18 protein-coding genes are annotated in these 25,141 nt (G+C 34.8%); 11 read left to right on the top strand and 7 right to left on the bottom strand.

Going from position 1 to position 25,141, the window contains the following annotated elements; all coding sequences use genetic code 11:
- Positions 1-825 precede the first annotated feature (825 nt).
- On the bottom strand, positions 826-2,607 hold the full coding sequence (locus tag ACFIQC_RS03045; RefSeq protein ID WP_375621429.1) for a glucan ABC transporter ATP-binding protein/ permease: 1,782 nt from the start codon (positions 2,605-2,607) through the stop codon (positions 826-828).
- Positions 2,608-2,813: 206 nt separating this feature from the next.
- Between ACFIQC_RS03045 and ACFIQC_RS03040 the strand changes: the two genes are divergently transcribed.
- From ACFIQC_RS03040 to ACFIQC_RS03015, 6 genes are all read left to right on the top strand, one after another.
- Entirely contained in the window at positions 2,814-3,797 is a 984-nt protein-coding gene (locus ACFIQC_RS03040; protein ID WP_375621428.1) for an RluA family pseudouridine synthase, read from the top strand.
- A gap of 797 nt (positions 3,798-4,594) precedes the next feature.
- Positions 4,595-5,614 (top strand): ATP-binding cassette domain-containing protein, encoded by a 1,020-nt coding sequence (locus tag ACFIQC_RS03035; RefSeq protein ID WP_375706722.1) that lies wholly within the window; start codon positions 4,595-4,597, stop codon positions 5,612-5,614.
- Positions 5,589-6,413: an ABC-2 family transporter protein gene (locus ACFIQC_RS03030; RefSeq protein WP_375630112.1), complete on the top strand. Its 825-nt coding sequence runs from the start codon at positions 5,589-5,591 to the stop codon at positions 6,411-6,413. Before ACFIQC_RS03035 ends, ACFIQC_RS03030 begins: the two co-directional genes overlap by 26 nt.
- Entirely contained in the window at positions 6,397-7,185 is a 789-nt protein-coding gene (locus tag ACFIQC_RS03025; protein WP_375630113.1) for an ABC-2 family transporter protein, read from the top strand. Before ACFIQC_RS03030 ends, ACFIQC_RS03025 begins: the two co-directional genes overlap by 17 nt.
- Positions 7,186-9,305: 2,120 nt before the next feature.
- A complete protein-coding gene (locus ACFIQC_RS03020) occupies positions 9,306-9,665 on the top strand; it encodes a hypothetical protein (protein ID WP_375706731.1) in 360 nt (119 codons plus the stop codon).
- Between the two features lie 544 nt (positions 9,666-10,209).
- On the top strand, positions 10,210-10,575 hold the full coding sequence (locus tag ACFIQC_RS03015) for a response regulator (protein ID WP_273724078.1): 366 nt from the start codon (positions 10,210-10,212) through the stop codon (positions 10,573-10,575).
- Positions 10,576-10,886: 311 nt separating this feature from the next.
- Here ACFIQC_RS03015 and rpsI read toward each other — a convergent pair whose 3' ends face one another.
- On the bottom strand, positions 10,887-11,372 hold the full coding sequence (gene rpsI / locus ACFIQC_RS03010) for a 30S ribosomal protein S9 (protein WP_375630114.1): 486 nt from the start codon (positions 11,370-11,372) through the stop codon (positions 10,887-10,889).
- 2 nt (positions 11,373-11,374) lie between these two features.
- A complete protein-coding gene (gene rplM / locus ACFIQC_RS03005; protein WP_015856544.1) occupies positions 11,375-11,839 on the bottom strand; it encodes a 50S ribosomal protein L13 in 465 nt (154 codons plus the stop codon).
- Between the two features lie 296 nt (positions 11,840-12,135).
- On the opposite strand from rplM, the gene recJ reads away from it, so the two are divergent.
- Positions 12,136-13,920: a single-stranded-DNA-specific exonuclease RecJ gene (gene recJ / locus ACFIQC_RS03000; RefSeq protein ID WP_375706721.1), complete on the top strand. Its 1,785-nt coding sequence runs from the start codon at positions 12,136-12,138 to the stop codon at positions 13,918-13,920.
- A 17-nt stretch (positions 13,921-13,937) separates the two neighbouring features.
- Here the strand turns inward: recJ and parE are convergent, their stop codons facing one another.
- From parE to ACFIQC_RS02980, 4 genes are all read right to left on the bottom strand, one after another.
- A complete protein-coding gene (gene parE, locus ACFIQC_RS02995) occupies positions 13,938-16,004 on the bottom strand; it encodes a DNA topoisomerase IV subunit B (RefSeq protein ID WP_375621422.1) in 2,067 nt (688 codons plus the stop codon).
- Positions 16,005-16,082: 78 nt separating this feature from the next.
- Entirely contained in the window at positions 16,083-16,820 is a 738-nt protein-coding gene (lipB, locus tag ACFIQC_RS02990) for a lipoyl(octanoyl) transferase LipB (protein WP_375613128.1), read from the bottom strand.
- 146 nt (positions 16,821-16,966) lie between these two features.
- Positions 16,967-17,818, bottom strand: a complete 852-nt coding sequence (locus ACFIQC_RS02985; protein ID WP_375621421.1) for a TPM domain-containing protein — start codon at positions 17,816-17,818, stop codon at positions 16,967-16,969.
- Positions 17,818-18,444, bottom strand: coding sequence for a LemA family protein (locus ACFIQC_RS02980; RefSeq protein WP_375706720.1), 627 nt, complete (start codon positions 18,442-18,444; stop codon positions 17,818-17,820). Before ACFIQC_RS02980 ends, ACFIQC_RS02985 begins: the two co-directional genes overlap by 1 nt.
- A 420-nt stretch (positions 18,445-18,864) precedes the next feature.
- Between ACFIQC_RS02980 and ACFIQC_RS02975 the strand changes: the two genes are divergently transcribed.
- The 4 genes from ACFIQC_RS02975 to ACFIQC_RS02960 all read left to right on the top strand — a co-directional run bounded on the left by ACFIQC_RS02975 (position 18,865) and on the right by ACFIQC_RS02960 (position 25,089).
- Positions 18,865-19,641 (top strand): class I SAM-dependent methyltransferase, encoded by a 777-nt coding sequence (locus ACFIQC_RS02975; protein WP_375621419.1) that lies wholly within the window; start codon positions 18,865-18,867, stop codon positions 19,639-19,641.
- Positions 19,642-20,959: 1,318 nt separating this feature from the next.
- On the top strand, positions 20,960-22,498 hold the full coding sequence (hutH, locus tag ACFIQC_RS02970; RefSeq protein ID WP_375706719.1) for a histidine ammonia-lyase: 1,539 nt from the start codon (positions 20,960-20,962) through the stop codon (positions 22,496-22,498).
- A 399-nt stretch (positions 22,499-22,897) separates the two neighbouring features.
- Positions 22,898-23,257: a hypothetical protein gene (locus ACFIQC_RS02965; protein WP_375621417.1), complete on the top strand. Its 360-nt coding sequence runs from the start codon at positions 22,898-22,900 to the stop codon at positions 23,255-23,257.
- A 449-nt stretch (positions 23,258-23,706) separates the two neighbouring features.
- Positions 23,707-25,089, top strand: a complete 1,383-nt coding sequence (locus tag ACFIQC_RS02960; RefSeq protein ID WP_375706718.1) for an amino acid permease — start codon at positions 23,707-23,709, stop codon at positions 25,087-25,089.
- The last annotated feature ends 52 nt before the right edge of the window (positions 25,090-25,141 follow it).

The following is a 25,141-nucleotide window of genomic DNA, read 5'->3' as shown; positions in this document are numbered from 1 at the left end:
GTTGTTGTATCTTAGAGCTATTGTGTTGTTTTTATTTTGCTTGTTATGTACAAGAAAACAGTTTTTTGGTTTATTATTAAAAGGTTTGGAAAAGAATATTCTCCTATCTTTATAAATCTTTATTTCAAGTTATAAAGTAATGAATTATCAATATAAATCAAATGAATATCACATAAATCTAAAGATTTAGATTAACATCTAATTTATTTATGATAAAATTGCTTTAATATATTGAATTATAATGATAATTTATCGTTTTATCTTTTGAATAAGAGCTACGAATATTCGTAGGGTTTTATTATTTCAAATTCTGTGTATGTTAAATTAATCAAAACCACTCACGAATGTCGTTGTGAAATGGGCTTAAGAGCATTGAGAAATGTTTCTTAAAAAAAGTTATATGAATGTGCAAAACAATGATGTTCTGTTCTTTATGAGAGGACTATAAAGAAAGTGATAAACAAAAGTGCAACGCAATACATAATATTCATTATTTAAAAGATATTACTTTAGTTCGTTTTGAAATTCGTAAAGCTGAGTGAAAGGAAGACGGTAAAACTGGAAATTGTTTTTACCTTTACATCTTTACATTTTCCCTAAATGAGAATGTATACTCGTCAGTATGCACAGATATAGGAAAATATTTTTGTTCTAATCTAGTAAAATTGCAATAGCAGAGAAAATACTAAACTGTTTTAATATTTTTCTTAAATACCTAAAATGGATTGTGGCATTTTTAGAAATCTTTTTACTTGTATCATATATAAGAACTCTTATTGTATTGAAGAGGCATTTTTTGCATAAGATCTATGAAGAGTATCGTTTTTATGAAGCTATGGCTTCATGTAAGGGAATAACATTTTCTCCTTCTCTTTCTGGTGGTTTGATTGTTAAACCACTTGCCTTTAAAAAATTAGAGAAACGTCCCCCTTTATCGATCAATTCTTGAAAGTTTCCTTTTTCCATTAAGTGACCATGATCCAGAAAGAGTATCACATCAGCGTTGCGTACTGTTGAGAGGCGATGTGCTATAATAAAAGTAGTACGGTTATGGCTTATGCAATCGAGAGCATCTTTGACACGTGCTTCTGTTTCAACATCAAGAGCGCTTGTTGCTTCATCTAGAATGAGAATAGGGGCATTTTTTAAAACAGCACGTGCAATTGCTAGTCGCTGTTTTTCTCCACCGGATAATTGAGATCCTCGTTCGCCCACCATTGTGTTATAACAATCAGCTTTTTTTAGAATAAAATCGTGAGCTTCTGCTATTTTTGCTGCTTCATAAAGTTCTTCATTCGTTGCGCTCGCTTTTCCTATTGAAATATTGTCATGAATAGTACGGTTAAAAAGACCCGAGTCTTGAAATACTGTTGCTAGAGATTTGCGTAAAGATTCGCGATTGATTGAGCATATATTTATTCCATCAATGGAGATATGCCCAAGGGTAGGGTCGTATACGCGCTGTAACAGATTGATCAATGTTGTTTTTCCAGCCCCTGTTGGTCCTACAATTGCAACAGTTTGTCCTGCTTTAACCTCAAAGGAAATATCAAAAACACCTTGAGAAGAATTTGGGAATTGATAGGTCACGTGATGAAATTGTATGGCGCCTTTAACATTTTGGAGGGAAGGAAGATTTTGCGGTTCGTTAATATGAAAGGTTGAGTCTTCCATTTCAAAAAATTCTTGCAGTTTTGCTTGTGAGGATATTGCACAATTAATAAAATTGCTCATTTGGTCTAGGCGGCTAATCATGAGTTGTGCAAATCCAACAAAAGCAACGACTTCACCTACTCGTAATTGATCTTTTGCAACAAAAAAAGCTCCAAGGAGAAGAACACAAACGATTGAAATTGTTGAAGCCATTCGATTTAAGCCACTGGCGAGCGCCCACCAATTGAGAACAGGATTTTGTGCTTTAAGCAGAGCATTTGTATGTTGATGTAGTGTAGAAGCTTCTTCTTTTATTCGGTTATAACTTTGTACAATGGAAACATTAGAGATTGAATCACTGACATGTTTAAAAAGGTTATGATGATAGCATTCTACAGCAGCTTGTCCGTCTTTTGTTTTTCGCATCACTAAACGTGCAATTAATACATAGGTGATGGCAAGCACAACCAAGACTATTGAAAGACGCCAATTCATATTAAACGCTATGGGGATGAGAACCAATAAGGCGACAAGCGTTGAGAGATGTTGGCGCATAAAATCAAGCCATATGGTTGACATGGAATCTATTGCGCGCAAAAGTGTATGGAGTGCGTTGGAAGTTCCACGTTGTTGATGCCAAATTAAAGGCATAGCAATGATACGTTCGAAAGATTCCGTTAAAACCGTTAAGCGGCGTCTATGGGCTAAGCGGTCAGCACCGCGAGCAACAAGGACATAAGCAATAATATGTGAAAGTCCAAAACAAACCCAAATGGTAAGAGTAGGAATGATAGCTGATTTTTCTGAAATAGAATCAATAACACGTCCGAATAAAATAGGTTCTGCAATAGTGATAATAGCTAACATAACATTAGCGGTACAGATTAAAAGGGATGCATTTTTTTCTCTATTTAGGTAAGTGAGAACACGTGCATAGGTTTTAAATAAGGACACGGTTAATTATCTCCATTCGCTATTAAGCGTAAAGGCTGTTGATTTTTACAACGCTTAGTTTTTAGCTAATAAAATTTGGACGTTAAGAAAAGGCAATTTTGGATACTAACTGTAATATGGTGTGATAAAACCAACTAAAATATGAATTTTTGTGTTTATAAAGGCGCAAAAATAGATCAATAAAATTATCAGGTAAGGGAATTTTCATGGCAGGCATAGAAATAAAAAAAGTTGAGGCAGATGAAAATGGAATGCGCTTAGATCGCTGGTTTAAAGTGCATTATCCAGGACTTGGTTTTGGAGCTTTGCAAAAATTGTTGCGTTCTGGTCAGATACGGGTTGATAGTGGACGTGTTAAAGCCGATACGCGTCTTTGTATAGGACAGGCTGTTCGTATTCCACCTCTCCCTATTAATGACAAGGAAAGTCTTTCAATAACGGATAAAACACTTCGTGGGCAGGATGATGGGACCGTTTTGAAAAAAATGCTGCTTTATGAAGATCCAAAGGTATTTGTTTTTAATAAACCAGCTGGGTTGGCTGTACAAGGAGGCTCTGGTTTAACTCGTCATATGGATAGTATGCTTGAGGTATGGCGCAATAAAAAAGGTGAAAAGCCGCGTTTGGTTCATCGTCTTGATCGTGAGACGTCGGGTGTGCTTATTGTTGCGCGATCAAGGGGAGCTGCTCAGTTCTTAACTGCTGCTTTTAGAGCGCGAGAAACAAAAAAGACTTATTGGGCGTTGGTTCGGGGTGTGCCTAAAAAAAAGCAAGACAAAATTTCAACGTGGATGGTTAAGGAAATGACTGCACAAGGTGACAAAATGCGTGTTTGTGAACATGGGGAGCCAGATTCACATCATGCGGTTTCCTACTATCGCGTTTTAGATACGCGAGGGCGGGCTCTTTCGTGGCTTGAAATGGAACCCTATACAGGGAGAACACATCAGCTTCGTGTGCATGCAGCCCATATGGATCATCCTATCATTGGCGATACAAAGTATTTTTTTTCTGATAGTAATTGGACATTACCAGGAGGAATTCAAAATCGTCTTCATCTTCATGCACGTCGTATTCGTATTCCGCATCCTTCAGGAGGAATATTGGACATTGTTGCACCTTTACCACCTCATATGGTCCAAAGTTTTAATCTTTTATCTTTTAATGAGAGTGATGCTGAAACCGACTAAACAAACTTCATTTGTTCTTTTTGATTGATACAAATTTTGTCTATAAATTTGATAAGATGAATAGGGCATCTATTTGAAGAAAGTTTTTGATAAGTCAATCGCTATGAGAAAATTGTGTTTTTGAGTGATGAAATTTTCGAATATCATGGCTTTCTTTCTACAGTTCTTTATCCATAATTGATTGTATTGTTATTTTTGGATATGGTGTATCATTTAATAATCTGAGTTTATGAAGCTGATTCTTTGAATTATCTATAGAGGTCATATATTGGGAAGGCGTGTCTGTTGAGGGAGATGAGTTAGATAAAATCTGAAAGATATTTACTAAAATAGAGAAAGCGATTTTAGTTTTTTTATGGGGAATAATGGAGGCATTTTATAGTAATGCTGAGGAAAAGTAGCCTCTCAAAAATTCCTGTTGTCAAGGAAGTTTGTTTTATTATCAATGTGGTTTGATATGCTTATAGTATAGATTTATGCTTTGTATCTTTGCTTACACAATGAAGCTTTCTTAGCAAAGTTCTCCTTTCAATGAGCAATTATTTTTCTACTTACTTAGTTTATCCAAAAGACTATCGTTCATAAAAGAAGAAATAAGTTTTTAGTATCTTAATGCTGCATTGAAGTGAACTCATCACATTGAAAAAATATCTAGACAAAAAATTGGAGATAAAACGTCAGGCGCGTTTTATTGCTCTAGGGAGGGCTTGAACACTTTTGTTTTTTCTAGTGAACAAAAACAGATATTTATTATGGAAACATTCAAAGGGGGGATAAGTTGAAATGAGGAGTGACTGATGGGATCATTATTGATTGACGTTAATAACGTCTCAAAAATATATCGCAACATTGACAGAGGAATTGGTTTTAAAAACAAGGTCTTTTCTCTCTTCAAGCCGGTTTATACAAATCATCATGTGTTAAAAGATATGAGTTTTACCCTCTTTTCAGGGCAATCGTTAGCAATTCTTGGCCCTAACGGAGCGGGTAAATCGACACTGATTAAAATACTTTCTGGTATACAATACGCTGATGAGGGGTGTGTTAAAGTCCTTGGTGTTGATCCTTATAAAGCGAAGAAAAATCTGTTCAAGTCTTTGGGTGTGGTCTTTGGTCACAAGAATTGTTTATGGTGGGATTTGCCCTTACGCTACAGTTTGGATATGGTTCAACCATTATATGGTCTTGAACGCGCCTCTTTTACCCGTGATCTTAAAGAGATCGCTGAGTTGCTGGGTCTTGAGCATATTATGGATAAGCCAGTGCGGATGCTTAGTCTGGGTGAGAGAGTGAAAAGTGAATTGGCATTTAATTTCTCCTTTAAACCTAAACTGTTGTTTCTCGATGAGCCAAGTATTGGTCTTGATATTACATCTAAGCATGAAATCAGGGAGCTTCTTAAAAAACTGAAAAAGGAGCGTGGCACTGGGTATATCATCACAAGTCATGATATGGGAGATATTGATGGATACGTCGATGATATTATTCTTTTGCATAAAGGAAAGAAACAGTTTCATGGTAATCTTCATGCGCTTAAAAGTGTCATTCCTTCTTTGGTGAGAATGACACTTTTTTGTGAACATATGGCTGCACCTTCAGCTGTTGTAGAAAAAATTGATGAGATTGCGTTGAAATTATCTACTCCTTTAAAAGATAAGCACTTTAACGCTGAAGAATGCTCGCTGGAGGTTTCGCTGCCCCGTGAGGATTTTGTGCGTTTTGTACGCGAAATTACAACCGAATTGAACTGTACGTTCTCTGTATCCACTCCCTCGCTTGAAGAGATGCTCCGTGTTAAATTTAAAGAATTTATCTAACCACTGCTTTGGTATGTTTCTTTTTGCCAAGAATGGATTACTCACTGTTCTAAGTGATAGAGCAATGTTTTTTACCGATATTATCATTGGGACACTTTCGCCATTTGTTATTCAATTTCTATTATGGAATGCACTTTTCTCTGATACGGGCAACACCATCAATGGCTTTAGCTTTTATGATATGATGTATTATTATGCTTTTGCTTTAGTCCTAGGTCGCTTAAATAATGGTTATAATGTGATTAAGTTTTTCTCTCATCATGTTAAAGAAGGTCAATTAGAAGTATATCTTACAAAGCCCTTTAGTTATATGACACAAATGCTTTTTACTTTTTTAGGGGAGAGTGTATTATATAGCATCCCGTTATTGGCTTTTTTTGTTGTTAAGCTTGTTTTATCCTATGAAAATATTCTGGGATTGGTCATCGCTTTTCTGTTCTTTTTTCTGGTTGTTATTCTATCACAATTGCTTTGTTTTTTACTCTCTTTTGGAATTGCCTTATTAAGCTTTTGGGTGATTGAGTACAATATATTACTCTCTTTCAGTATTCTCAGTTCAACGCTTCTTGGGGGTGTTCTTTTACCACCATCTTTTTGGCCGGTGTGGCTTATTCCGCTTATGCAATTTAATCCCTATCGTTTCATGATATCAGCTCCTGCCGAGTTTTTCGCGACGCAAAATTTAGCGTTGTTTCAGCAGTTTATTTTCGGAAGTTTTACTTCTATTTTGTGTTTTTTATTCTTAATTTATATTGCTTGGAATAAAGGGATGAAAGCATATAATGGAGCAGGTGGTTGAGATGAAAATAATCCTTCATTTTATCATTTTGAATATCCGCCGACAGATTGTTTATGGTAAGAATTTGGCTGGGGAGTTTATTCTTTCTCTATGCTATTATTTTATTCAATTCATATTTATTGATAGAATATCTTCTTTTTCAGGAAAGATCGGTAACTATAGCAGAGATGAAATCCATTTTATCTTTGTTGTCTTTGTTCTACTTGGAATATTTTTGAATATTTTTACTAATTCTATTGAAACGTTTTTTGAAAAAGTAGCGGATGGTAAAATTGAACCATACTTGATAAAGCCTGTTTCAAGCTGGTTGTTGATGTTGTTTGGTTGGTGTAAATCTCTTAATTTGATCAAGCTCTTTGTTCTTTATGTTAGTGCCTATTTATTTGTATCATTACCGGATATTTCTGATCTTAAGCTCAGATGGATCTCTTTTGTTGTTGCAATATTTTGTGTTTTTATTGTCAATATTTGTTTTTTTCTGATGTTCAATTTTATAACATTTATTATTAGCCGTAAGATGCCTGTCGAATATTTTCATGAAATGATTTACGAGCTTTCATTTGTACCAATAGGAATTTATCCTTTAAGCATCGTAAAATGGCTTTTGTTTATGCTTCCTATGGCTTTTTCTGCTTCCTTGCCTGTGTCATTGTTGCTTGGTAAAGGCGAATGGAATATTGGATATCTTCTGTTGAGCGCTTTTCTTTCCATGGTCATGACTTTCATAAGTTATAAGAAAACAATGCGTAAATTTAATGGATTAGGGGGATGAGATGAAAGTCAGCATGATTATAAAAATAAAAAATTGAGTGAAAATTCTATCGTACTGTAAAATATCGTTATTTATGCTGGCGGTATAGGGTATGTAAAATTTACACATGAGGATTTTTATTAGACATATTCATGCATAAAATCGGTTGTATTTCTATAGCTATGAGCAAAGAATTTACAACAGAAATCATAGAGTTAAATTTCTTGGTTTTAAATCAGTTTTAGTTTGAGTTTGGATGGCTGCTTGATGACACAAGCCAATTGTAAGATGGTATACAATATTAGTAGTGCTTTTTCCTCCGAGCAAAATTTACTTTTGTTGCGTTTATAGTGCTAAAAAACTGTCAAAGATGGGTAATTTTTAGATGTGTAGAATGTGGTTATTCGTGCGGATTTTGTTGGTGCATTCAATATATTATTACGTGGATGAGTTTTTGCTTAAACAATAAGAAAATTGACAGAATAAAGCTTTTAAGTTGCCTGATAGAAAGCTAAGAGCTGCGCTAAACAACATAATAGCAATTATCAAGAAAACAATCACATAGAGATTTTTCAGCATGCTGAGCAGTCAAAGTTCAGTTAATAATTGCTTGGAAATAAAAGGATTCACCAATCCAAGCAGGCAAAAACGATGGCAACGCAACTGAGCTCAATAACATAATTAAATATATTTCTTTGTTGCACTTATAAACCAATAAAATTATACTTAATTTTATTATGAATTTCTTATTTCATGTTATGATTTTATTTAATAGAAAGATAATTATTATGTAATATTTTTATTATTATTATAAACATTATTATTTAATTGAAAATATACAATTTAAATATATACAATATAAACATAATATATTTATATTATTTTAAATAGGTTATTTTAAAAAGTAATTAAATAATATATTATTTTGTAAAAAAATATTTTCTATTTTTTAATTATTAATAAGATCATTTTTCAATTTTTCTTAACAAAGATAAGAGAAAAATGAAGTTTTACATCCTCTTTTACAATAAATAAAAATGATACTTTAATCTTGTGTTGCTCTTTAAGCTTAGAGCTATACAGATGTTATTGCTTATCATTAATAAAACTAATGTGATTGATGGCGTAGAGATTACAAAGGGCTAAATTTTTTTCAAAATATATATCTACGCTAATTTTCGTGATTGATATCTTTTCTAAGATGAAAAGGGGCATGAGCTGATTTGAATATCGATAAATTTTTCGTATCAACTCAAAAAATATACGATCATATAATTTTATGGCTATTCTAGATTATCATTTTGATAAACTGAAGAAGTATAACGATTAGCATTACAAAGGTTTGTGCAAAAATGCTTTTATTGGACATTATTAAATTTTTTATGATTTATATTTTAATCATTTTATCTTGGTTAGAAAGAAGGTGGACTCATTTTTATTTCTCTATTTTATCTTAAAATCGTGGAATTATATTAATGTTAGAAAGTTATAATTGTGGAAGACAATGAACTTTATTAAAATTATTCCATGTTCTGGTAGAAACGCATGGCTGTGAAAACGTTGAAATGTGTAATAGCTTATGGTATTAGATTTAGCGCATTCACCAAAGTTATCCCTTATCTTATCTAATTTAGCTTTTTCAATCAAAGAGTTAAGCTGGTTCTTACGCTAATTGTAGCTGGGGCAAATATTTTTTCTCAATCTATACTAAAGAAAAATATTTTATAAAAATATTTATTTTAATATATTATACAAAAAATAAAAACATTGCATGTAACTAAAAAAACAACATATTGATATTTTTTATATTATAAAATCATAATAATAGTTATGATAATAAAGCTAAATTTATAATAAAAACAATAAAATAACTTTTTTTAATATATTTTTATCTTTAAATTACTCAATGTAAATTACAAATAAAATAATTGACAATCCTTAAATAAACATGTAACGGATATATTGTAAGTGTAATATAATATAAAAATAACAATTAAAATAAAATTATTAATTAAATTTTGTATTATATTTTTATTATCAGAAGATAAATATACTTTATCGATAGATAACGGAATGTTTTCTATTTAGAGGGGGCGGTAAAGAAAATTTATTTTACTAAATATTGTAATTAGGTGGTTATGATGAAAATATTCAAGCATTGTATAGTATGTTTTGTTGCAGTAGCGATTTTCTTTTCACAGATTTTAAGAGCCAATGCTGATTCTTTAAATGGCAGATTTCAAAATGCTAGTTTTATTTCTGTAATGACACAGGAAAATAGAGTTATTAAAGCTGTTGATATGATTATTAGCCAGTTTGGAGGACAAGGGGGTGAGAAAAATGTCCAAAAAGTTGCGGGTTTAATGGGGTTGGAGACAGCGATTTTTGGTCTCATCGCATATCTTGTATATTTCTTTACTAGAAAGCCACCGAGTCCTAACAGAGAGACAGGTGGAAGAACATTCGATGCTTTTGCTCATAGTTCATGGGCTTTGAATTAAAAGATATTATCCTTGATAAACTTTGAATTATGCTGTTATTGAATGTTTTATATTAAATAAACCGTGATATTTAATCACGGTTTATTTATTTTTTTAATCTTAATGACCTTGATAAGTTTATCCTTTTATATCATTAAGATATTGTTTTGTGGATGCCAGTATATGGTGCATTAAATTCAGCTAATCAGTTGCTTTTTAAATTTACTTAAATTTTTTTCTCTTCAAAATGCGCATTTGAGCTAAGTTTGTGGTTGATATTTTTTTTATGATGAAAACGCGAATGCATTAATTGAGATATCCATAAACTTTGTATATCAACTCAAAAAATACAAGGTCACACAATCTTACGACTATTTGTGGGTTTTATGTTGATGAACTGAATAAGTATAGCGATGCGTCTTACAAATATTTGCAAAAATGCTTTTATTGGAATCTTTTAATCTCTTTGTGGTTTACAATTCATTTTATCATTTTATCTTAAGCAAAGAGAATGTGGATTCATTTCTATTTCTCTATTTTATCTGAGAAGGGTGGAGTTATACGAATGTCAAAAAAAGTCATGATCGTGGAAGATAATGAGCTTAATATGAAGTTATTTCGCGATCTTGTAGAAGCGAGTGGTTATGAAACCGTTGAAACACGTAATGGTCTTATGGCATTAGATTTGGCGCGTTCATCAATGCCATCTCTTATCCTTGTGGATATCCAGTTGCCAGAGGTCTCTGGAATAGATGTTATTAAACAATTAAAAGAAGATGAAGAACTTCGATCAATCCCCGTTGTTGCTGTAACAGCTTTTGCTATGAAAGGCGATGAGGAGCGAATTCGTGCCAGTGGATGTGAAGAATATATGTCAAAGCCTATTTCTGTCCCTCATTTTATTACAATGGTAAAGCATTTCTTGGACTAAAGCTTGTTAAGTGATGATAGAAAAAATATTGAAAAGCTTATAAGATTGCTAAAGTTGTCGCGTAAATATTTTTGTGCTTTAGCACGTCGATATATTACAAGTTAGTAAAACAGATTTAAAAAATTGAAACTGAAGTTTTGAATTTTTTCGGTCTATTTTTCTTGCCTTTTATCTTAAGAGAAGAGGTTGTTTTGCATTCTTGTTTTTTCTAATCGGTATAGATTTGTTCCTACATTCATCTAAAAGTCTGTTTTAGCAGTTTAAAAAAGCCCCGTTTTTGTCCGAGGCTTTATGCATTGCAAAAATTGAAATTAACGCTTTGAGAATTGGAAAGAACGACGTGCTTTTGCTTTACCGTATTTTTTACGTTCAACAACACGACTATCACGGGTAAGAAACCCACCTTTTTTCAAGATTGAGCGAAGTTCTGGTTCGTAATAGGTTAAAGCTTTGGAAATGCCATGGCGCACTGCACCGGCTTGTCCAGAAAGACCACCGCCTGCAACGGTTGCAATAATATCAAATTGGGTATCCCTATTTGTTGCAACAATTGGTTGACGAAGAATCATTCTAAGAACAGGACGAGCAAAATATTTGTCAAATTCCTTATTGTTGATCGTGATTTTTCCAGAACCTGGTTTAATCCATACACGCGCAACAGCGTCTTTACGCTTTCCTGTTGCGTAAGCACGTCCTTGTGAATCAAGCTTCTGCATGTGAACAGGAACAACATTTTCATGTGTTTCTGTAATACTTGTTACTATGCTAAGCTCAGAAAGAGAATTAATTTCAGCCATAATCAAGCAATCCTTTTGTTTTTGCGGTTTAAAGCACCAACGTCAAGAGATTCAGGCTGTTGTGCTTCATGTGGATGTTGGCTTCCAGCGTAAACACGTAGATTCTTCAATTGACGGCGACCAAGAGGTCCACGAGGAATCATGCGCTCTACTGCTTTTTCAATAACGCGTTCGGGAAAACGCCCCTCAAGAAGTTGACGTGCTGTACGTTGTTTGATTCCACCAATATAGCCGGTATGCCAATAATATTTTTTATCCGTATATTTTTTGCCAGTGAGAGCTATTTTATCTGCATTAATGACAATAACGTTGTCACCATCATCAACATGTGGAGTAAATGTAGCTTTATGTTTGCCACGTAAGCGGTTAGCAACAAATGTGGCAAGACGACCCAAAACAAGGTTTTCTGCGTCAATAATAACCCATTTTTTCACCACTTCAGTTGGCTTTTGTGAAAAAGTTGCCATAGAAGTATCCTTTATTAGAACCCTTTTAATATAAGGGAATTTTTACTGTTTTGCGTTGAAAATTGTTACCATAGCGAAATATTTAACGCATACTACTTGCTCTGATATAATGTCTTTTGATTAACGTCAAGAGAAAATAAAAACTTTATAAAACAACATGTTACAAGAAGGGTATTATAATACCCCATTAAAAGAAGTTTGTAGACCATTTAAACTTAAAATGAATGTTGCAAAAGACTATTTTATCTTTAACGCATGATTGTATTTTATCGTTCTTCATTATAAAATAAGCAATAATGCAGTGGTCTCGTTATTTTCTCAATGTTGAATCTTCTGCTTGTGGTCAAGCTTGGTTAGATGCCCTTGATGTTCAAGGGATAAATAACGCGCGCGCTATTTCTCAAAAATTTGGCTTTCCAGATCAGTTAGCTCGAGTACTTTCAGCAAGAGATGTGGATGAAGCTGAGGCTGTTGCTTTTATTAATCCAACATTACGTACGCTTATGCCTGATCCAGAAAGTTTTAGGGATATGCAATGCGCTGCAGAGCGTATTGTTAAGGCTCTTCTCAATCAAGAACAGGTTGCTGTTTTTGGTGATTATGATGTTGATGGTGCTTGTTCATCGGCACTCATAGCGCGTTTTTTTCGTTATTTTGGTATTGAAGTCAAAATTTATATTCCTGATCGTATTGTTGAAGGCTATGGTCCGAATGAACAAGCAATGAGGATGCTTGTGCAAGAAGGCGCTCGGTTAATTATCACTGTTGATTGTGGCGCAAACAGTCCAGATGCCGTAAAAGCAGCGAGGCTTGCTGGTGCTGATGTTGTGATTTTAGATCATCATCAAATGTCAGAGATTCATCAAGAAGCTGTTGCTCTTGTCAATCCTAATCGTCCTGATGATTTTTCTAAACAGGGGCATTTATGTGCAGCTGGCGTTGTTTTTGTTACGTTAGCTTGGGTTCATCATTTGCTGCGGAAAAAACAATTCCAAGGACCGCTGCCTGATCTTTTAAGTATGCTTGATCTTGTTGCATTGGCAACCATATGTGATGTCGTTCCATTACAGGGGGTTAACCGTGCTTTTGTGTTAAAAGGGCTTCAAGTTGCTCGTTCTATGCATAATCTAGGAATAACAGCTTTAACAAAGGTTGCACGAATAGGGGAGCCGCTTAATAGTTTTCATTTAGGTTTTTTATTAGGTCCTAGAATTAATGCAGGAGGGCGCATTGGTGATCAAGCTTTGGGAGCACGTTTGCTTAGCTGTGAGAATAAAGATGAAGCGGACAGAATAGCAGAACAATTAGATCGGCTTAATCAAGAACGCCAAGAAATGGAGAATATTCAATTAGCACAAGCGGAATCTTACATTTCTTCTCTTTATCAAGATCAAGAAATACCATTGTCACTTGTCATTTCTCATAAAGAATGGCATCCGGGGATTATTGGTATTCTTGCTTCCCGCCTCAAAGAGCGTTTTTTTTGTCCTGTTTTTGCTATTGCTTTGAAAGAAGATGGAAATGGCGTAGGGTCGGGACGCTCAATTAATGGTATAGATTTAGGAGCAATCGTTCGTGAAGCTGTTACATTAAATTTATTAGAAAAAGGAGGGGGGCATAGTATGGCAGCAGGAATTACAATTCAATCAACAAAAATTGAAATTTTTCGAAAATGGCTAGAAGAAAAAGTTTCTTTAATGGTTTCACAGTTGCGTGCAAAAAAATCTCTTAGTATAGATGGTTCTCTTTCTGCTTCTGGTGTTAATGAAGCGCTGTTTGAATTGCTTGAAAAAGCAGGGCCATTTGGGGCAGGGAATGCAACACCTGTTTTTGTTCTTCCCTCTCATCGACTGGTGAATCTATCTGAAGTTGGTAAAGGACATCTTCGCCTCATTGTATCTAATGTTGAAGGAAAAAAACTACAAGGAATAGCTTTTCGTGCTGTAGGGACATCGCTAGGTGATTTTCTTTTTGAAAATATTGGTGAAATGATTCATTTAGCTGGTCATCTTAGTTTGAATTATTGGAATGGAACGATCAATCCGCAACTGCGCGTGATTGACGCAGCTGCAGTGGTTTGAAAGGGATATTTTTTATATTAGATGTCTAGATTAGAAGCAAAAGTAGAGTTTTCTTGTATGAAACGAAATCGTGCTTCTGGTTTTGTTCCCATGAGACTTTCTACAGTCTTTTTCGTTTCTTGCATTTCCACGGCATCAATAGAAACACGAAGCAATGTACGTTTTTGAGGATGCATAGTCGTTTCTTTAAGTTGTTCTGCGCGCATTTCACCCAGCCCTTTAAAACGCCCGATTTCGATTTTAGCTTTTCCAGTAAATTCAGTTTTGAGCAATTCATCCTTATGAATGTCGTCACGAGCATAAGCAACTTTTCCTCCTTGCGATATTCTATAAAGGGGAGGGACGGCAAGATATAAATGTCCCTGATGAATAAGGTCAGGCATTTCTTGAAAGAAGAAGGTAATGAGCAGTGACGCAATATGAGCACCATCAACATCAGCATCTGTCATGATGATAATACGTTCATATCTGAGATCTTTTTCACGATACTTGGAGCGTGTTCCACATCCAAGAGCAAGGATCAGATCGCTAATTGTTTGGCTTGAGTTCATTTTTTCATGTGCAGCACTGGCGACATTTAAGATTTTACCACGAAGAGGTAAAATTGCTTGGTTTGCTCTATTTCTTGCTTGTTTAGCAGATCCTCCTGCAGAATCCCCTTCAACAATGAATAGTTCAGCACCCACAGCATGGTTCTGGCTACAATCTGCAAGTTTACCGGGCAGACGTAATTTACGGACAGCAGTTTTTCGACTTATTTCTCTATCTTGGCGTCGTCTAACACGTTCTTCAGCACGTTCGATAACCCAATCGAGAAGTTTTGTTGCTTCTTGTGGGGAATTTGCTAACCAATGATCAAAAGGATCGCGGATTGCATTCTCAACGATACGCTGTGCTTCAATGGTTGCTAATCGATCTTTTGTTTGTCCAACAAATTCAGGGTTACTGATAAAGACTGAAAGTATTGCGGCTGTTGAAATCATAATATCGTCAGACGTAATAATCGTTGCGCGCTTGTTTCCTATTAACTCAGCGTAGGATTTCAATCCACGCAAAAGAGCTTGACGTAATCCTATTTCATGTGTTCCGCCTTCTCCTGTAGGAATCGTATTGCAGTAAGATTGCACACAAGAATCACCACCATGCCAAGCGATAGCCCACTCAACGGAGCCATGGCCATTATTGTGTTGTGTTTTGCCAGAAAAAATTTCTGACGTTACTCGATATTCATCTTTTAGTGACGAAAGTAAATAGTCTTTAAGCCCATCGGGAAAATGAAAAACAGCTTTTTCAGGAATATTTTTTGCGCCTTCAAGTATGACGGGATCACAAGACCAGCGAATTTTTACGCCACCAAAAAGATAGGCTTTGGAGCATGTCATCTTATAGATTTTTTCTGGATCAAAAGCTGCTTTTTCACCAAAAATTTCATGATCAGGATGAAAACGAACGCGTGTACCACGACGATTATAAACATCTCCCAGATCTTCCAATCCAGATTGAGGAATACCGCGTGAGAAACGTTGGCGGTAAAGTTTTCGTTCTCGTGCAACTTCAACTTCCATATCATCAGAAAGAGCATTGACGACAGAAATTCCTACTCCATGAAGTCCACCTGCAGTTTGATAAGCCTTTCCATCAAATTTTCCCCCTGAGTGGAGTTGTGTCATAATAACTTCAAGAGTCGATTTCTCAGGCATTTGAGGATGATTTTCAACAGGAATACCGCGTCCATTATCTGTAACGGTTATATAACCGTTCCTATCTAATGAGACCTCAATAGAATCTGCATAACCCGCAACAGCTTCATCCATCGCGTTATCAATAATTTCGGCAAATAAATGATGAAGCGCTTTACTGTCTGTTCCACCAATATACATTCCAGGGCGTAAACGTACCGGCTCTAAACCCTCAAGAACTCGAATAGAGAGAGCATTATAGTCATCTTCTTGCGTATCTTTTGCACTTTTTCTTGAAATCATCGCGTTTGATTTCATTGGAGACTGCAGAGTGTTTTCTTTTGTATTTACCCGAGATTGGGCTTTATTTAAAACACTAAAAAGATCCTTTTTGTTATCGCTCATAGCGTTTAACTATCCACCTCATAAAATATTTCATTAAAATAAATTTTATGCCTGTTTTTTATTTAAAAATCAATGCACTTAGGAAACATCGATTGTTGGACCAAAAATTTTTTCAAAAGCGTGTTTGAGAGCAATATCAATATCATGCATTGCTACAGGGCAACCTAGATCAAGAAAGCTTGTTACACCGTGGTTTGTAATTCCACAAGGAACAATTCCTGAATAATGGGCTAAATTAGGATTAACATTGATAGAAACTCCATGAAAACTTATCCATTTGCGCACTCGAATGCCAATAGCTGCAATTTTATCTTCGGAAGAAAGATCATTTTGTTTTGATGGGCAATGAGACTGTTTAACCCAGACACCAACGCGATCTTCTCTGCGTTCGCCTTTAATATTAAAGTTGGCAAGCATCTGTATGATCCATTCTTCTAATGCACTAATGAAAGCACGAATGTCTTGTTTCCGGCGTTTAAGATCAAGCATGATATAAGCAATACGCTGTCCTGGACCGTGATATGTAAATTCACCTCCACGTCCTGCTTCATAAACAGGGAATAAATTAGGCGCCAAAAGATCTTTTTTATTTGCACTCGTTCCCGCTGTATAAAGGGAAGGGTGTTCGAGAAGCCAAACTTGTTCATGCGCAGTTTTTGCAAGAATTTTTTCTACACGTTCTTGCATATAACGCAGAGCTTCAGGATACTCAACTAGATGATCGCTTATTTTCCATTCGACGGGTGGATTTTCTAGAATTGCATTAAAATGATGTGATAAGTGATTACGATCTGTATGTTTCAATTCACATGTCATGGGTAATATTTATCTTGATGTTTGAGTTTATTTTGTAATCAATAAAAGTGATTACAGAGTAAGGTATAGAATTGTTGAATAAAAGAGAATACGTTCATAAATTTTATCTTAAGAAGATTTGCTACGCTTAAAAATCCACGTTCCTTTTACCATCTTCCTGTTGCACCACCACCACCTGATGATCCACCACCACCCCTAAATCCCCCTCCACCTCGAGGACCACCGAACCTTCCACCAGGATATCTGCCACCGGCACTTAAGTTAAGAAACCAAGGTGTGAAGATGATCCCCAGCCAGAGATACTTTTGTGGACCCACTTTTTTACCAAAAATCATTGCAAGAATGGGCAAACCAACGACTATAAAGAGAATGAGAAACATAATTGCATTGATTACCATTTCTTCTTTTTCAGCTTGTTTACGTTGTTCTTCAACGATTTTAGCTTTTTCTTTGATGCGAAAAGTAAAATCAGAATCACTTTCTGTAATAACTTTGATAATTGCATCAACTGCTTCAGCAATTCCTTTTTGATAATTTCCTTCGCGAAAATTAGGAATCATGAAGCTATTAATAATGACAGAGGAAAGAGCATCTGTTAGCTCTCCTTCCAAACCATATCCAACTTCGATACGTGCTGTGCGTTCATTCGGTGCAATGACCAGTAATACACCATTATTGATCTTCTTTTGGCCTAATCCCCATGTACGAAAAAGAGAATTGCTGTACGTTTCTATATCGTTGCCCGAAAGAGTAGGGAGTGTTACAAGAACAATTTGATCTCCCGTTTTCTCTTCGAGTGCTGCCAGTTTTTTTGTCAAGTCTTCCTTGGTTGCATTATCGAGCAAATGAGCCACATCATTAACATAACCTGTTAAATGAGGAAATTTTATTTGCGAACAAGCGATACTTCCTAATGCAGCAACTAAATACAGAGAGCAGATAAAAGCCCATAATTTTGGAAATACAATACGTTGCAAAGAGTATCGAAATGATTTCATTAATTAAAATTAACCTTTGGTGTTTGTTGGCTATCAGTATCGATGGTAAAAGTTGGCATAGGTTTAGCATCACGAAACCATAATTTTGCCCAAATCATCGTCGGCATTGTTTTGAGTGCAGTATTGTAGGCACGTACTGTTTCAATATAATCCCGGCGCGCAACGGAAATACGGTTTTCTGTTCCTTCTAATTGTGATTGAAGAGCAAGAAAGTTTTGGTTTGCTTTAAGATCCGGATAGTTTTCAACAACAGCCATAAGTCGCGAAAGTGCACTTGATAAATTTGCTTGATTTTTGAGATATTGCTGCATAATTTCTGGATTATTCAACATATCTGCATTAATGTTGACTTGTGTTGCTTTAGCACGTGCTTCAATTACATTTGTGAAAACACTTTGTTCATGAGCTGCGTAAGCTTTAACTGTTTCTACAAGATTGGGGATGAGATCTGTACGACGTTGATATTGATTGAGCACTTCACTCCATGCTGCATGTGCTTTTTCTTCATTTGTTGGTATCGTATTAAATCCGCAACCACTTAAAAATGGCACTAACCATGCCAAAAGAATCACGATTGGAAATTTTTTTAATATTTTAAACATTGAAGAAGTTTGTACATTTAACATAAAGATGTCTCCACAGATATTTTATGTATTATATAGGGTTTATTTTCTTGGTGGAAAGTATTTTGAACTTTATAAACAGGCGTATTTATCAATAAATTGATATCTCTCTGCGTTTTAGGTACGCTTAAGTGACTTGTTGATATTAAAATAATAATAGTAATATAGATGTCATCTTATAAAAGATCAATAATATTAATATTAATTATTATTACAGAAAATTATATTATTTTCGTAGGAGTTTTGGGTTTCAAAATGTGCAGATAATAACTGGAAAAGAGAAAAATGTAAGGATCAATTTTATAGAAAAATAGAAGGTAAGGGCAGTTCCTATTTTCTTCCTTTAGAAGTTATGCTTAACGTATTGGATAAAAAGACTTTTTAATTATGTATATCAGCAACTGTAAGGAGAGACAAAGTCCTATGATAGAAAGTGTTCAGCGGCAAAGTGAAAAGTTTGATGGATTGGCTAATGATTATGATCGTTATCGTCCTCGCTATCCCCTTACTTTATTTAAAACCATGCTCTTTCCTTTTAAGAACAAAAAGAATTTGTCCATCGTGGATATAGGCGCTGGGACAGGCATCGCATTAGAGGGGATTGTTAAATTTTTAGGCAACGAGCACCAATATCATGCTATTGATGTATCGGAAGATATGATTAAGCAGGGACGAAGAAAATTTCCGAACGTGCGGTGGTATCAGGGCCGAGCCGAAGATCTATTGCCTCAAATAGGCAAGGTAGATCTTATCGTTGCAGCGCAGGCATTTCAATGGATGGATCGCCCTAAATTGCTTTGCGTTATTTCAGATCAACTTCGGGTCAATGGTGTCATGGCGGTTATTCAAAATAATCGTGATTTCAAGCATAGCGAATTTCTAGAGGCTTATGAGACATTGTTAGAGAAGATGAGTCCAAATTATTCCCGTTATTATCGTAATTTTGATTTTTTACAGGAAATGAGTGATGGCTTTGGGGTAGATCCAGAAAAGATTTCTTTTCATACGCACAATTGGACGATGATGATCCCATCTGAAGCTTTTATTGGAATGAGCCGCTCTTCAACGCAAGTGCAACGCGCTATTGCTTGCTATGGGGAAGAATATTTGCGGCAATTGGTCGCATTGATAAAGAAATATGAAGTGCAAGGCAATTTGGAGCTTTTGTATCAAAGTGAGCTCTATATGTATGCAGGATAATCCGATATCGATGATTGCTTTTGCTCTTTTAACACATCAGAGTGGGCGGTATTCAGAAAATTAACGCCTTATTAAGTCAGACTTTGAGAGAGAAAGGTTTTTTCTTCTTCAGCATTCACATTGACATCTTATTACCGCTGATTTTCATTGTTCATTTAATATGAGAGAGTTTAAATAGAAAACTTATGCTCTGCATTATAGCATCGAAGCGCTTTCTTTACTGCAGTTTAACAACAGATTATTTTATAAAATGGAAAGAGGTAGATTGAATAGAAATGTTTGATAATTCTTTGTTTTTATGATTGCTTTTTATTATTAAATGAGAGTGTTTTTAATAAATTTTGACAAAAATAACTGAAAAAGTACAAAAAATTATCATAATCAGAAATTTGTAGTAAAAAAGGTAATGGCTTGGAAGAACCTTAAAAAAACAACTCATTTTGAAATTATCTCTAAATTTAGATTCAGTATAACAAAAAAGTAAAATATAAATATGCTATATGAAGCATTTCTCTGTTTAAAAGATATAATATAAAACAATATATTAATTATTTTTTTTGATATAAGAAAACTTCTTTTATTTTCTATTTTAAATAACGGGTTAGGCCGATTCTTATGTGGTTTTATTGAAGATGTGTTTTTCAAGATTTAATCTGGCGCTTTAAATACAATTTTAGAAGTGGCAAATAAGCTCAATTTCTTCTCTGTTGTGATGTGTTGAATAAGTTTTTTAATTTTCTATAGAGTTTAATTTTTGCAATCATGATAGATTGTGACAGCTATCTATTTAAGATTTTTATAAGTTTAGTAGGAATAGCTTGATGATAAATCCATTGAGTTCTCCATCTTTACGCTTCATAAAAGAATAAGCCTGCACCATCACACACTTTGTCATTTCCCAATGTTGTGACAGCTCTTGACACGGCTCATAAGAGGAGTAGTCCTTTTTTGTACAGTTTATCCATACGCCAATTTCGCTTATGACGTGCAAGCGAATGGTTTTGATTGATTCAACATACACAGATTTGGAATGAGAGAGTCTAAAGATATTCCGCTCTCTCATTTAATATGAATCATGCTAGATTATAATTATAAATTAATGCGTTATCTATTTTTAAAATCCATGACCTTGGTTGTGTTTGTCAATATTTCATTTTCATTTATCGTCAACTATTCTACTTTTGGATAATAACTCCATTGTAAGGAATACCTTTAAGAAAGCATTCTCGCTTTAAAGAGTCGTTATAGTTTTTTTTGTTTTATAGAAGGATCAATAATGCTAAACGTTATACTTTGATAAAAAAAAAGAAAGTAAATTATGACTATTATACTGAAACCGAGCGAGGTGACGCTTAGTGAGCTTGCAGCTATTTATTTTAATGATGAAGTAAGTAAACTTCATAATGACACGCATTTAGCTATCGAGAAAGGGGCTCAGCGCATTGCTGAAATTGCTGCTGGAAGTGAGCCTGTGTACGGTATTAATACTGGTTTTGGGAAGTTGGCTTCCATTAAAATTGATGCGGACGATGTCGCTGTTTTACAGAGAAACCTTATTTTGTCCCATTGTTGTGGGGTAGGAGAGCCTTTAGCTGAAAATATTGTGCGTTTGATAATGAGCTTAAAGCTTATCTCTTTAGGAAGAGGGGCTTCAGGAGTTCGTCTAGAATTGGTAAATTTGCTGGAAAATATGCTTGCAAAAGGCGTCATTCCTGTCATCCCTGAAAAAGGGTCTGTTGGCGCTTCCGGTGATCTCGCCCCACTTGCTCACATGGCGGCTGTTATGATGGGAGAGGGAGAAGCATTTTTTAAAAATATTCGTATGAGTGGAGCAGCTGCGTTAGAAAAAGCGGGATTGTCCCCTATTATTTTAAAGGCAAAGGAAGGTCTCGCTCTTATTAATGGGACTCAAACCTCAACAGCCCTTGCACTTGCCGGTCTTTTTCGAGGTTATCGGGCATTGTGTGGTGGATTGCTGGCAGGAGCTTTGACAACAGATGCCCTCATGGGGTCAACGGCGCCATTTCATCCTGATATCCATATTTTACGAGGACATTATGGGCAGATTGCCGTATCGAAAACATTAGAAAAACTTGTAGAGAATTCAGAAATTCGTGCAGCACATCTACGGGGTGATGAGCGTGTACAAGATCCTTACTGTATACGTTGCCAGCCACAGGTGATGGGGGCATGTTTTGATATTTTGCTGGCAGCAGCAAAAACACTGATTATTGAAGCAAATGCTGTTACAGATAATCCTTTGATTTTAAGGAATGGTGAAGTTGTATCAGGTGGGAATTTCCATGCAGAACCTGTAGCATTTGCTGCTGATCAGATCGCTCTTGCTTTATGTGAAATAGGATCTATTTCTCAGCGGCGTATTGCTCTTATGGTTGATCCAGCTGTTTCTTATGGACTTCCAGCTTTTTTAGCGCATAATCCAGGTCTTCATTCAGGTTTTATGATCGCTGAAGTAACAGCAGCAGCTTTAATGTCTGAAAATAAGCAAATGGCCTATCCTGCTTCCGTTGATTCAACACCTACTTCAGCTAATCAAGAAGATCATGTTTCAATGGCTTGCCATGGAGCGCGTCGGTTATTGGTCATGAGTGAAAACCTTTTTACACTTATTGGCATTGAAACGCTTGTTGCGGCACAAGGAATTGAATATCGTGCACCTTTAAAAACAAGTACTTTTTTGCAATCTGTTATGGAATGTTTACGAAAAAATGTTGCTTCTCTTAAGGAAGATCGCTATCTGGCTCCAGATCTTCATCAAGCACATATACTTGTGCGTGAAGGGCACTTATTATCTGTTTTACCAGAAACAATTTTTCCTTCATTAAGTTTTCAATAGTATTTGTTTTAAGGTCAATGCTGAAGGGGGGATATTGAATTTTGAAACTTCCTCATATGAAAATATAGAGGAGCAATACTATATTTGAATTATTTAATAAATTATATATTTATTACTGTATATATCTGATTTTTGTAGTTAACTAGATATTTTGTTATTTTATAGAAACTATAAAATTAAAGCACCTATATTTTCTGATTTATATCAGAAATTTTAATATAAGTTAAATAATATATACGAATTATATATTCGTGATATTGTATTTTTATAAATATAAATTATGATATATGTATTGTATCAAGTAAAAATAAAAGTTTTAATTTATATTCTTCTTATTTTTTAATACTTTATGAATTTTATAGTTCATTTTTGATATTTAAAATAAAAAAGGAGAAAAGAATGTTTAAAAGTGCTAAATTATGTGTTTCAATAACAGTTCTTTTTTTCTCTCAAATTCTTGAGATTCATGCAAATTTTAGGAGAGCTAGCTTTCCAGAGGAAGTTTTCATTATGATAGTGGCTCAAGAGAAAGAGCCTCTTATTTCAGCGAAAAACAAAGATTTTATTGCTATCTCAGGGCAAATTCCCAGAGGTAATGAGAACGCTATCATCGGACCAACAATCAAAGATGCTCTTTTTATCGTATATTTTTTTTTCATTGGAAAGCTTGTCGTTAAGGCAGCTGGAGTCCTTAAAAGATGGGTTGTAGATAAATTTTCTCATGCTTTTGAAGACTTGCGAGATTCGTATTATCATTGATTGAGCTATTCAATTGGCATAAAAAGTTTGTTTTATGGGCTTAAAGAAAGTTTGCTTAAAGTAACAAAAAATTAATTTTATGCGTAGTTAATGTGTTTGTTATGAATTTTTAGGCTTCTATTTCAGTGCACCGAAATAGAAGCCTAAAAGTTTAGCTTACATTAAGGTTAATTTTCTCTGTAAAAAACTATAGAATACGAAATGAATTAAATGACAATTGTGAAAAAATTCATTATCACTTTATTTGAATAAAATAATACGAAATTGTAGGCTATAAAAGCTGAATAATTCGCAATAAAAGTATTTTTTCATTGTTTAGAGCAAAGTGTTGGACTGGCTGGTCTTCGATGTTTTTTGAAATATATTTGTGAAAGAAACATGAGGCTTTATTTATCATAGGGCTGTTATCGTGGTGTGGATTGTCAGCATTTCAAAAAGTAAGGAAAGAAATGGCAATAAATGAACTGAAACGGGGTATGAGTAAGCGCCAAGTTATTTTTTTAGCTCTTGGTTCTGCTATTGGAACAGGTCTTTTTTATGGGTCTGCACAGGCAATTAAGCTTGCGGGTCCCAGTGTTTTGATTGCCTATTGTATTGCTGGTTTAGCTATTTTTATGGTTATGCGGGCTCTAGGAGAGATGATACTTCATAATCCATTGCCTGGTTCTTTTGCTCGTTATGCGGCAAATTACATATCACCATTAGCAGGTTTTTTAACGGGATGGACATATGTATTTGAGATGATTCTTGTTGGTTTGGCTGATATTACAGCTTTTGCGACTTATATGGGGTTTTGGTATCCTGATGTTGCTCCTTGGGTATGGGCACTGAGTATTACATTAATCATCACAGGTATTAATTTAGCGGCTGTAGAAGTCTATGGTGAACTAGAGTTTTGGCTATCTTCTATTAAAGTTATCGCTATCATTGCGATGATTATTTTAGGAATAGCAATTATTTTTTGTGGGTGGGGTGAAGGTGCAGATTTTTCTACCGTTACTGTTCATAATTTATGGAAAAATGGTGGACTTTTTCCCAATGGTTGGTTTGGTTTTTTAGCTTGCTTTAGTGTTGTTGTTTTTGCTTTTGGTGGCATAGAAATCATTGGCATGGCAGTTATGGAAGTTCAAAACCCTCATCAAACGATTTCAAAGGCAATTAATTCTACTCCAGTTCGTATTTTGCTTTTTTATGTCATGACGTTAGCTATTTTAATGTCTCTTTATCCTTGGAATGAGATTGGTCTTATGGATAGCCCTTTTGTATCCATTTTTGAAAATCTTGGGATTTCGTATGCAGCAAATATTTTAAATATTGTTGTTGTTACAGCGGCTATTTCAGCAATGAATAGTGGAATGTATGGTGCTTGTCGTATGATCCATGGTTTATCGCAGGAAGGTTATGCTTTAAAAAAGTTTCAATATTTATCAAAAAATGGTATACCAGTTTTTGTTATTTTGATGATCTTCGGTATCTTTCTTCTTGGTGCTGTCCTTAATTATTTTTATCATGAAAAGCTTTTTTTTCTTATTGCCGCAATGGCAACATTTGCGACAGTTTTTGTTTGGATGATGATTCTACTGTCACAATTTTTTATGCGAATTAAGATGCCTAAAGAAGCTCAGAATGGTTTAAAATTTCCCATTCCATTTTGGCCAATAGGATCGATTTTTTCTATTTTATTTATGGTTTTTATTTTTATTCTCCTATGGTATTTCGATGAGACACGACCAGTTTTAATTATAGGTGTTATTTGGATTGCTTGGCTTGTTATTTGTTTCTATGCACTTAAACTTCATAATTTTAAGCAAAAGAAGCTGAATAAAATGTGAATAGAGAAAAAACTCAAAACAAATAGCTGATGTCATCAGGAGAACAGGTGTT

It is taken from the genome of Bartonella sp. AA126HLJHH, assembly GCF_042197425.1.
In the GTDB taxonomy this organism is placed as follows: Bacteria; Pseudomonadota; Alphaproteobacteria; order Rhizobiales; family Rhizobiaceae; genus Bartonella.
The sequence above is the reverse complement of the archived record's forward strand: the minus strand, read 5'-3'. Positions and strand labels throughout refer to the sequence as shown.

Excerpts from the sequence above, each read along its gene's own strand:
- ACFIQC_RS02980 (WP_375706720.1), bottom strand. The coding sequence starts at position 18,444 with ATGTTAAATGTACAAACTTCTTCAATGTTTAAAATATTAAAAAAATTT.
- parE (WP_375621422.1), bottom strand. The coding sequence starts at position 16,004 with ATGAGCGATAACAAAAAGGATCTTTTTAGTGTTTTAAATAAAGCCCAA.
- ACFIQC_RS03015 (WP_273724078.1), top strand. The coding sequence starts at position 10,210 with ATGTCAAAAAAAGTCATGATCGTGGAAGATAATGAGCTTAATATGAAG.
- lipB (WP_375613128.1), bottom strand. The coding sequence starts at position 16,820 with ATGACATGTGAATTGAAACATACAGATCGTAATCACTTATCACATCAT.
- ACFIQC_RS02960 (WP_375706718.1), top strand. The coding sequence starts at position 23,707 with ATGGCAATAAATGAACTGAAACGGGGTATGAGTAAGCGCCAAGTTATT.
- ACFIQC_RS02985 (WP_375621421.1), bottom strand. The coding sequence starts at position 17,818 with ATGAAATCATTTCGATACTCTTTGCAACGTATTGTATTTCCAAAATTA.
- ACFIQC_RS03020 (WP_375706731.1), top strand. The coding sequence starts at position 9,306 with ATGAAAATATTCAAGCATTGTATAGTATGTTTTGTTGCAGTAGCGATT.
- rplM (WP_015856544.1), bottom strand. The coding sequence starts at position 11,839 with ATGGCAACTTTTTCACAAAAGCCAACTGAAGTGGTGAAAAAATGGGTT.
- recJ (WP_375706721.1), top strand. The coding sequence starts at position 12,136 with ATGCAGTGGTCTCGTTATTTTCTCAATGTTGAATCTTCTGCTTGTGGT.
- ACFIQC_RS03040 (WP_375621428.1), top strand. The coding sequence starts at position 2,814 with ATGGCAGGCATAGAAATAAAAAAAGTTGAGGCAGATGAAAATGGAATG.
- ACFIQC_RS03035 (WP_375706722.1), top strand. The coding sequence starts at position 4,595 with ATGGGATCATTATTGATTGACGTTAATAACGTCTCAAAAATATATCGC.
- rpsI (WP_375630114.1), bottom strand. The coding sequence starts at position 11,372 with ATGGCTGAAATTAATTCTCTTTCTGAGCTTAGCATAGTAACAAGTATT.
- ACFIQC_RS02975 (WP_375621419.1), top strand. The coding sequence starts at position 18,865 with ATGATAGAAAGTGTTCAGCGGCAAAGTGAAAAGTTTGATGGATTGGCT.
- ACFIQC_RS03025 (WP_375630113.1), top strand. The coding sequence starts at position 6,397 with ATGGAGCAGGTGGTTGAGATGAAAATAATCCTTCATTTTATCATTTTG.
- ACFIQC_RS02965 (WP_375621417.1), top strand. The coding sequence starts at position 22,898 with ATGTTTAAAAGTGCTAAATTATGTGTTTCAATAACAGTTCTTTTTTTC.
- hutH (WP_375706719.1), top strand. The coding sequence starts at position 20,960 with ATGACTATTATACTGAAACCGAGCGAGGTGACGCTTAGTGAGCTTGCA.